Origin of the sequence: Bacillus sp. JJ1474 (assembly GCF_036965225.1) — a bacterium.
In the GTDB taxonomy this organism is placed as follows: Bacteria; Bacillota; Bacilli; order Bacillales; family Cytobacillaceae; genus Cytobacillus.
This window is the reverse complement of record NZ_JBALPC010000125.1, coordinates 1-8382: the sequence shown is the minus strand read 5'-3', so window position 1 is coordinate 8382 and position 8382 is coordinate 1. Positions and strand designations below refer to the sequence as shown.

Annotated in this window: 9 protein-coding genes; 7 read left to right on the top strand and 2 right to left on the bottom strand. The window is 36.2% G+C overall.

The genetic code is table 11. From position 1 onward, the window contains the following. Positions 1–165 precede the first annotated feature (165 nt). Complete coding sequence (locus tag V7164_RS15960) at positions 166–405, bottom strand: glutaredoxin family protein (protein WP_335348040.1); 240 nt, start codon at positions 403–405, stop codon at positions 166–168. Positions 406–713: 308 nt separating this feature from the next. On the opposite strand from V7164_RS15960, the gene V7164_RS15955 reads away from it, so the two are divergent. The 7 genes from V7164_RS15955 (at position 714) to V7164_RS15925 (ending at position 6695) form a co-directional block, all read left to right on the top strand. After that, a complete protein-coding gene (locus tag V7164_RS15955) occupies positions 714–950 on the top strand; it encodes a YkuJ family protein (protein WP_066289674.1) in 237 nt (78 codons plus the stop codon). Positions 951–1381: 431 nt separating this feature from the next. Next, positions 1382–1828: a cyclic-di-AMP-binding protein CbpB gene (cbpB, locus tag V7164_RS15950; protein ID WP_335348039.1), complete on the top strand. Its 447-nt coding sequence runs from the start codon at positions 1382–1384 to the stop codon at positions 1826–1828. A gap of 105 nt (positions 1829–1933) precedes the next feature. Further along, the gene (locus V7164_RS15945; RefSeq protein WP_335348047.1) at positions 1934–3445 is read left to right on the top strand and encodes an MDR family MFS transporter; all 1512 of its coding nucleotides are present in this window, start codon (positions 1934–1936) and stop codon (positions 3443–3445) included. A gap of 96 nt (positions 3446–3541) precedes the next feature. Then, on the top strand, positions 3542–4444 hold the full coding sequence (locus tag V7164_RS15940) for a LysR family transcriptional regulator (protein WP_335354565.1): 903 nt from the start codon (positions 3542–3544) through the stop codon (positions 4442–4444). A gap of 301 nt (positions 4445–4745) precedes the next feature. Continuing rightward, positions 4746–5294 carry a peroxiredoxin gene (locus tag V7164_RS15935; protein WP_315668375.1) on the top strand — a complete coding sequence of 183 codons (549 nt, stop codon included), beginning with the start codon at positions 4746–4748 and terminating at the stop codon, positions 5292–5294. Between the two features lie 79 nt (positions 5295–5373). Continuing rightward, complete coding sequence (locus tag V7164_RS15930; RefSeq protein WP_335348038.1) at positions 5374–5829, top strand: TlpA family protein disulfide reductase; 456 nt, start codon at positions 5374–5376, stop codon at positions 5827–5829. Between the two features lie 206 nt (positions 5830–6035). Continuing rightward, positions 6036–6695 (top strand): potassium channel family protein, encoded by a 660-nt coding sequence (locus tag V7164_RS15925; protein WP_335348037.1) that lies wholly within the window; start codon positions 6036–6038, stop codon positions 6693–6695. Positions 6696–6756: 61 nt separating this feature from the next. Here the strand turns inward: V7164_RS15925 and rnjA are convergent. After that, a partial coding sequence (gene rnjA, locus V7164_RS15920) for a ribonuclease J1 (RefSeq protein ID WP_335354564.1) occupies positions 6757–8382 on the bottom strand: 1626 nt, incomplete at its 5' end.

The following is an 8382-nucleotide window of genomic DNA, read 5'->3' as shown; positions in this document are numbered from 1 at the left end:
CACTCAACAAGCAAAGATCATATAAACTACTTTCAGAAAAAAATAGTCCAATCATCTTTGCAAGTTGGCTTATGCTTGAATCCATTAGAGTTTTTAATCAAATATGGCAGGTTTTGCTCGACTTTATAAAACAGTAAGTGAACAATCCAATAAAAAAATGAATGGTTATTCTTTAATATCTAAAATATCCTTTAACCTTTCTAAATCAAAACCAGTGATAACTTCTTCTCCAATTACGATTGTTGGGGTAGAAAATGATTGATATTTATTTATTAAATCATTTCTAGCTTTTTCGTCTTTTTTAATATCTTTTGCTGTATAAGAAAAGCCGTATTCACTTAAGAATCTTTTCGTTATTTCGCAAGGCGGACAATCTGGCTGTGTATAAATGGTAATTTCTTTCATTAAGGCTCCCTCACTTTCATTTCTATATTAGTGTAAATGGTCAGTGAATTTCAATCAATTATTCTCGATGCAATCATGATGATAAGACTGTTTTCCATTCATATCTTATTCCAGAGGTTCTCAAAAGTAAAAAAACGAGAAAAAAAATATTTTTTTCTTGTACAATTGGGTTACATTAATTTATGCTGTTAATATTGGTATGCAAGGGAATGGAATTGAAATTTCTGAATTTAATCATTTAGGATAGAAACATGCCAAAAGAGAAACCTAAATATAATGTTTAAGGTTTTTGTGAAAGGAGAGGGAGCATGTCACAGCTTCAAGGGATATTAACACGTTTAAAAAACTTACAGGAACAATCTACAGGCGGAGAGCCGATGCAACGTTTTTTCGAGGTGAACGGCGAGAGAAAATGTCAGGTAACGTACCAGCCAAAAAGTGAAATGTTTGAGTTAGAAGTCTATAATGATAAGGAAAAACCTAAAAGGTATCAATTTGATAATATTGATATGATTACGATAGAAATTTTTGATCTAATTCAATAAACCATTTAGAAGGGAGCCAATTACGGTTCCCTTTTTTGGCCGATAGGAAAGTATAACTTTCCTATTAGGCATAAGAGCAACTACGCCTCTGTCTTCGCCCTTTGGGGCTCGCCAATCGGCGAGTTTTCTAATACATTTAAATCTTTCCAATAGTTAATTATAGTAATGAGGTGATGAAATGATGCTTCCGACTGTAAAGTGTCCTAAGTGTTTAACGGAATCTGAAATAACTTCCGTTTTAACGGCTCAATCGAACCAAAATGTCATTTATACATGCTCACGTTGTCAATACGAGGTTAAGGACATTCATACTAGTAAAGGATGATTAATCCTAATGATTTTAGGAGGACGTTACTTTTTAGGAGCAACTAAATGAAAACTGTGTTAAACTAAAATAGATAGATAATAATAATTTTTGAGGAGTTTCGGCGATGATCAGTCTTCACAGCGGGGAGTTTTTAGAAAAGAATATCCGAAATTTTATGATACCATCAGAACGGGTAGCACATGTTCAAATTGGCAATAATTTAGAGCATGCTCTTTTAGTGTTAACAAAAAGCGGCTACACGGCCATTCCTGTACTTGATCCGTATTATAAACTTCATGGCTTAATAAGTACCCCGTTAATCATGGACTCAATTCTAGGCCTTGAGAGAATTGAATTTGAACAGCTGGAAAAAAAGCGCGTAGAAGAAGTAATGAATCGGAAAATTCCAAGACTAAACATTAATTCATCCATCCAGGATTCAGTTGCTTTATTAATTGACAATCCATTCCTTTGCATTGAGAATGAAGATGGTTTTTTTGAAGGAATATTTACACGAAGAACCGTAATGATAGAGTTAAATAAACAAATTCGCAAAATGAATAAAAACTAATGCTCCCTTTCAAGGGAGCTTGATTTTTTTATTAGATAAGCACGTATACTAATTTAATTACGAGGAGCGAAACGATTTTAGGAGGAAAATGGCTTGGAACAGGTAATGGAAAAATCATTTATACATAAAGATAAAAAACAAACAAGACGTCCTTTAGTGCTAGCTTCGGTGATGCTAGCTATGTTTATGGGGGCGATAGAGGCTACAATTGTTTCTACTGCAATGCCAGTGATCGTAGGGGATTTAGGCGGATTTTCTTTATATAGCTGGGTGTTTTCTGCTTATTTGCTGATGAATGCAGTGACTGTACTTATTTATGGGAAGCTATCTGATTTATTTGGAAGAAAACCGATTTTAATTATTGGGATTGTCATTTTTTTAATTGGCTCGATATTATGTGGATTTGCACAATCCATGAAAATGCTCATCATCTTTAGATTAATTCAGGGCATTGGAGCAGGGGCTGTTATGCCGATTGCTACAACCATTGTCGGTGATATTTATACGAAGGAAGAGAGAGCCAAAATTCAAGGATATTTATCAAGTGTATGGGGGATATCTGCCATTATGGGCCCAGCAGTCGGCGGAATTTTAGTCGAATATGTAAGCTGGCATTATGTATTTTGGATTAATATCCCTCTTGGTATTTTGGCCATTATCGGAATATCGAAATTTCTTCATGAAAACATAGAAAAGAAAAAGCCTCAGATAGATTATATAGGTGCACTGCTTCTGACGGTTTCTATTTCATCGTTAATGATTGTCTTAGTGGAGGGAGGAGTTAATTGGGCCTGGACCTCATCAAAGGCCATTAGCTTGATAGGCATTAGCTTGCTAGCTTTCCTATTATTTGTTTTTCAGGAAAAAAGAACGCCGGAACCGATGATGCCTTTTAGCATTTGGAAAGAACGCTCAATCCTTATCGCTAACTTAGCTTCCTTAACGACAGGAGTTATCCTAATAGGAATATCGAGCTTTCTGCCAGCATTTGTTCAAGGTGTGATGGAGCGCTCGCCAATAGTTGCTGGATTTACGCTAACAACTATGTCAATTGGCTGGCCGATTGCCTCATGGTCAGCAGGTCGATTATTGTTAAAAATCGGGTTTAGAAGCACGTCAATTATTGGTGGTTTATCTCTCATTTTAGGATGTATAGTGTTTGCTACTCTTTCCCCCGAGGCAGGACCGCTTTGGGCCGCATGCGGATCTTTTCTTGTAGGTGTTGGAATGGGGCTAACCTTAACAACCTTTATTGTTTCAATTCAGAGTACAGTCAGCTGGCATCAAAGAGGCATTGCAACAGCTGCCAATATGTTTATGAGAAATTTAGGAAATACAATTGGGGCAGCCTTGCTTGGCGGAATATTAAATAATCGAATTATGTATTACTTTCAAGAAAAAGGGCATGGTGCTGGAGAAGATTTATCGATTGATTCAACGAATATTCTTTTGAATGAAGAGGAAAGAAATAAACTTGCAGATGGATTAAAAGCATTGCTTCAAGATGGCCTTACTTTTTCTTTACAAACGGTTTATTATACAGTGCTAATTTTTGCTGTAATCAGCTTTATCCTTGTTATGTTACTGCCAAAGAAAGAACCAGGCTCTGCAAAGTAATTGCAGGGTCTTTTTGTAATAAAACCGATTTTTCACCAACAATGAAACTTTAAACTTTTTAGGTTATAGTAGAAGAAAAAAGAACGGAGTGAACATATGTCATCACTTTCTGAGTTTCACTTTCTTTCGGTCCTTGCTCAGGAAATGAATATGAGGAAGGCAGCTGAGAGATTATTTGTTTCACAGCCTGCTTTATCTCAGCGCTTGCAAACGATTGAGAAAGAGTGGGGAGAAAAATTATTTGTCCGTTCTCAAAAGGGATTATCTTTAACACCTGCTGGGGAACTTGTCATAAAATTTATTAATGAGGTTATTGTGAAAGAGGAAAAGGTGAGGGAATCCATCCATGCGCTTAATGCAGAAGTTCATGGAACTTTGAAGATAGCTGTTGCCTCTATAGTTGGGCAAAATTGGCTTCCGCAAGTATTAAAGAAATTCGTAACCCGCTACCCTCAAGCAAAGGTTTCTCTATTGACCGGCTGGAGCAGTGAAATATTAAAATCAATTTATGAAGATCAAGTACATATTGGAATTATACGGGGCACACCAGATTGGAAGGGAATAAAAATTCATCTTTTTAAGGACCCTCTTTATTTGGTCGACACTGAAATTACATCACCTGAACAGATTTTAAATACAGATCGCCCATTTATTCAGTTTAAAAGTGATTCTAATTACTTTCAGGAAATTCAAGATTGGTGGCTTCGGACTTTCAAGACAGCCCCAAAAAGAACGATCGTAGTTGATCAAATTGAAACATGTAAACAAATGACATTCAACGGGATCGGTTATGCGATTTTGCCTGCAATTACTTTAAATGGTGCTGAGAAAAACATATTTAAAGTACCGTTGTTGGATGAGCATGGCCTTCCCTTAAAAAGGGATACATGGCTGCTTGGCTATGAATCTGCTTTCCAGCTTAAGCAGGTACAGGCCTTTGTTGAATTAATAAAGGAATTTATAGAAGAGGAAGGAAATGAAGACAGAAGCAGTGAGTAAAAGGGTTAGGATGAGCATTTTGTTTTATTCCGAATGATAACTTTGTTAAAATTGATATTGAAACAATATTCCGACAGCCAATAAATTATTGATTAAATTCTGTAAAAAGAGGGTAAAAATTGTAATGGGTTTATATCAAATAAATTTATTTAATATACAATAATAGGTATTTAATTAAATTAATTACAATTTGATATTGACCTCAAATCATTACTCATCTATACTTGTAATTGTGAATAAAAGCATAAATGAGAAACTAATTAATCTATTCTCATTTAATACTTTAATGGAGGGATTACATATGCCTGAACGTATGGTAGGTAAACAAGCACCTAGATTTGAAATGGATGCAGTTTTAGCAAACAAAGAATTTGGAAAAGTAAGCCTTGAAGAAAATATGAAAAATGATAAGTGGACAGTTCTTTTCTTCTATCCAATGGATTTCACTTTCGTATGTCCAACAGAAATCACAGCATTATCAGATCGTTATGATGAGTTCGAAGATTTAGATGCGGAAGTAATTGGAGTGTCTACAGATACAATTCATACGCACTTAGCTTGGATCAATACTGATCGCAAGAACAACGGCCTAGGTGATTTGAAATATCCATTAGCTGCTGATACAAATCATGTTGTTTCACGCGATTATGGAGTATTAATTGAAGAAGAAGGAATCGCCCTTCGCGGATTATATATTATTAGCCCAGAGGGTGAATTAATGTATTCTGTTGTTAACCATAACAACATAGGCCGTGATGTGGATGAAACTCTTCGTGTTCTTCAAGCACTTCAAACTGGCGGACTTTGCCCAGCTAACTGGAAGCCAGGACAAAGTACACTAAATGTATAATTAAGAATTTTAATGAAAAGGCCTAACTTGATTGTTAGGTCTTTTCTTAAAGTATGATTCGATATGAGGGGGATAAACAATGAAATTACGTGAGCAAATGCCTGAGTTAACAGGTGCAACTGAATGGTTAAATGGAGAGGTAACGAAGGCTCAGCTTGTAGGTGAAAAGCCAACATTAATTCATTTTTGGTCTGTTAGCTGTCATCTTTGTAAAGAAGCAATGCCGCATGTTAATAAATTTAGGGATGATTATAAGGATCAATTAAATGTTGTTGCTGTTCATATGCCTCGTTCTGAGGATGATTTGGATTTAGAATTAATCAAAAAAACAGCAGCAGAGCATGAAATTGTACAGCCAATTTATGTAGATAGTGAGCATAAATTAAATGAGGCATTCGAAAATCAATACGTGCCAGCCTATTATGTATTTGATAAAGATGGAAACTTGCGTCATTTCCAAGCAGGCGGAAGCGGAATGAAAATGCTAGAGAAGCGTGTCAATCGAGTATTAGATGAAATGAATAAAGCAGAATAGTGTGAATGAACCAGGCTAAAGCTTGGTTCTTTTTTTTGAGTAAGTCCATATAGCATGAAAGGTAGTTTAAATTACATGCATATTTAAGGGTTTCGAACAGCACTTGACTAATTTCCACAGATAATAATACAATAGATAAATTATAGCAATATGTGTGTGTGACAAAATAATCGAAAATGACTGTTAATACCATGGAGGAATGATTGGTGAAGAAGGAATTTGCTGTGATTGGACTTGGACGTTTCGGTGGAAGCATTTGCCGGGCATTGGCAGAGGAAGGCATGGAAGTCATGGCAATAGATGTGAATGAAGATCGCGTAAATGAATTTTCAATGATCGCATCACATGCAGTAGTTGGAGATACTACAGATGAATCAGTTATTAAAAGTCTTGGTATTCGAAACTTTGATCATGTCATCGTAGCCATTGGTGATAATATACAGGCAAGTATTTTAACAACGTTAATTTTAAAAGAGCTGGGAGTAACAAAAATTACGGTTAAAGCCCAAAATGATTATCATGAGAAAGTATTAAGAAAAATTGGTGCAGATCATGTTGTCCATCCTGAGCGTGATATGGGCAGACGTATAGCCCACAACATCGTCTCCAATAATGTTCTCGACTATTTGGAGCTATCAGATGAACATAGTATTGTTGAAATTGTAGCAAATGAAAAGCTTAGCGGCCATACTCTAATTGATTTAGATATACGTGCAAAATATGGAATTAACATTGTTGCAATAAAGCGAAAGAATGATATCATCGTTTCCCCGTTATCACATGAGGCTATTCAGCTAAATGACATATTAATTGTTATTGGAGCAGATGTTGATATTAATCGCTTTGAGAAAAAAGTAATGAGCTAGGAGCTTTGTTTAATCGTAAAAGGGGCTGTAATTCATATAGTGAATTACAGCCCCTTTTGTATTATACTTCCATAATAATCGGCAAAATCATTGGACGGCGTTTTGTTTTTTCATATAGGAAAGGTGCCAGTGTGTCAGTTATTTCGTTTTTGATTTCTGACCATTGAGTCGTTTTCCGTTCCATTACTTTGTTCAAGTGTTTAGTAATTAATGATTGAGCATCATTAATAAGATCACCTGATTCTCTCATATAGACGAAACCGCGTGAAATGAGGTCAGGGCCTGCAGAGATTTTGAAATCCTTCATATTAATGCTGACAACAACAACTACTAATCCTTCCTCAGAAAGAATTCGTCGATCGCGCAGTACGATATTTCCGATATCACCAATTCCGTTTCCATCAATGTAAACGGAGCCTGAAGGAATTTTCCCAGCAATTTGTGCTGAATCTTCACTTAAGGCAAGTACTTCTCCATTATCCATAATAAAGCAGTTTTCATCCATCACACCACAATCTACAGCAAGTTTCGCATGCATTTTTTGCATTCTATATTCACCGTGGATTGGCATAAAGAATTTTGGCTTCATTAGTCGCAGCATTAGCTTTTGCTCTTCTTGACCTCCGTGACCAGAAGTATGGACATTGGAAAGCTTACCGTAAACAACATCTGCCCCAGCACGAGAGAGCATATCAATTGTTCTGCTTACACTAATCGTATTTCCTGGGATTGGTGATGATGAGAAAACAACCGTGTCGCCAGGATTGATTTGAATTTGTCTATGTGTTCCGTTAGCAATTCTGGATAAAGCGGCCATAGGTTCCCCTTGGCTGCCTGTGCATAAAATCGTGACTTGGTTGGAAGGCAAGCGATTAATTTGTTGGGCATCAATAAATGTATCCTTTGGGGCCTGAATATATCCTAGCTCTTGGCCAATATTAATGGCAGCTTCCATACTGCGACCAAAAACAGCAATCTTTCTGCCGTTTAATACTGCAGCTTCCGTTACTTGCTGTAGTCGGTGAATATTAGAGGCAAAAGTAGCAAAGATTACTCGGCCCTCAACTTTGCGAAATATATCATGAATGCTTTCGCCAACACGGCGTTCTGACATTGTAAAATCTTGTATTTCACTATTCGTACTATCAGATAGTAGGCATAGTACCCCTTCTTTACCGATTTCTGCCATTTTAGTTAAATTTGCTGGCTCTCCTACTGGCGTAAAATCAAACTTAAAATCACCTGTATGAACGATTTGCCCTGGTGGTGTTTTTACGACAATTCCATAAGAATCGGGAATACTATGGGTTGTTCGAAAAAATGTAACGGACGTTTTTCTAAACTTTATGACATCATCTTCTTTGATTTCATGCATTTTTGTTTGTCGAAGTAATCCGTGCTCTTCTAATTTATTGCGAAGTAAACCAAGTGCTAGTTTGCCGCCATAAATAGGAATGTTTACTTCTCTTAATAAATAGGGGATTCCGCCAATATGGTCTTCATGTCCGTGCGTAATAAAAAGACCTTTAATTTTGTCTTCATTTTTTACTAAATACGTATAATCAGGTATAACATAATCAATCCCTAGGAGTTCATCTTCAGGAAATTTAATTCCTGCATCAATTAAGATGATTTCATCCTGAAATTGAACAGCATACGTGTTCTTTCCGATTTCTCCTAGTCCTCC

What these genes read in the sequence shown, in the direction of transcription:
- V7164_RS15960 (WP_335348040.1), bottom strand. Translation starts at nt 405, where the DNA reads ATGAAAGAAATTACCATTTATACACAGCCAGATTGTCCGCCTTGCGAA.
- V7164_RS15930 (WP_335348038.1), top strand. Translation starts at nt 5,374, where the DNA reads ATGAAATTACGTGAGCAAATGCCTGAGTTAACAGGTGCAACTGAATGG.
- cbpB (WP_335348039.1), top strand. Translation starts at nt 1,382, where the DNA reads ATGATCAGTCTTCACAGCGGGGAGTTTTTAGAAAAGAATATCCGAAAT.
- V7164_RS15940 (WP_335354565.1), top strand. Translation starts at nt 3,542, where the DNA reads ATGTCATCACTTTCTGAGTTTCACTTTCTTTCGGTCCTTGCTCAGGAA.
- V7164_RS15945 (WP_335348047.1), top strand. Translation starts at nt 1,934, where the DNA reads ATGGAAAAATCATTTATACATAAAGATAAAAAACAAACAAGACGTCCT.
- V7164_RS15955 (WP_066289674.1), top strand. Translation starts at nt 714, where the DNA reads ATGTCACAGCTTCAAGGGATATTAACACGTTTAAAAAACTTACAGGAA.
- V7164_RS15935 (WP_315668375.1), top strand. Translation starts at nt 4,746, where the DNA reads ATGCCTGAACGTATGGTAGGTAAACAAGCACCTAGATTTGAAATGGAT.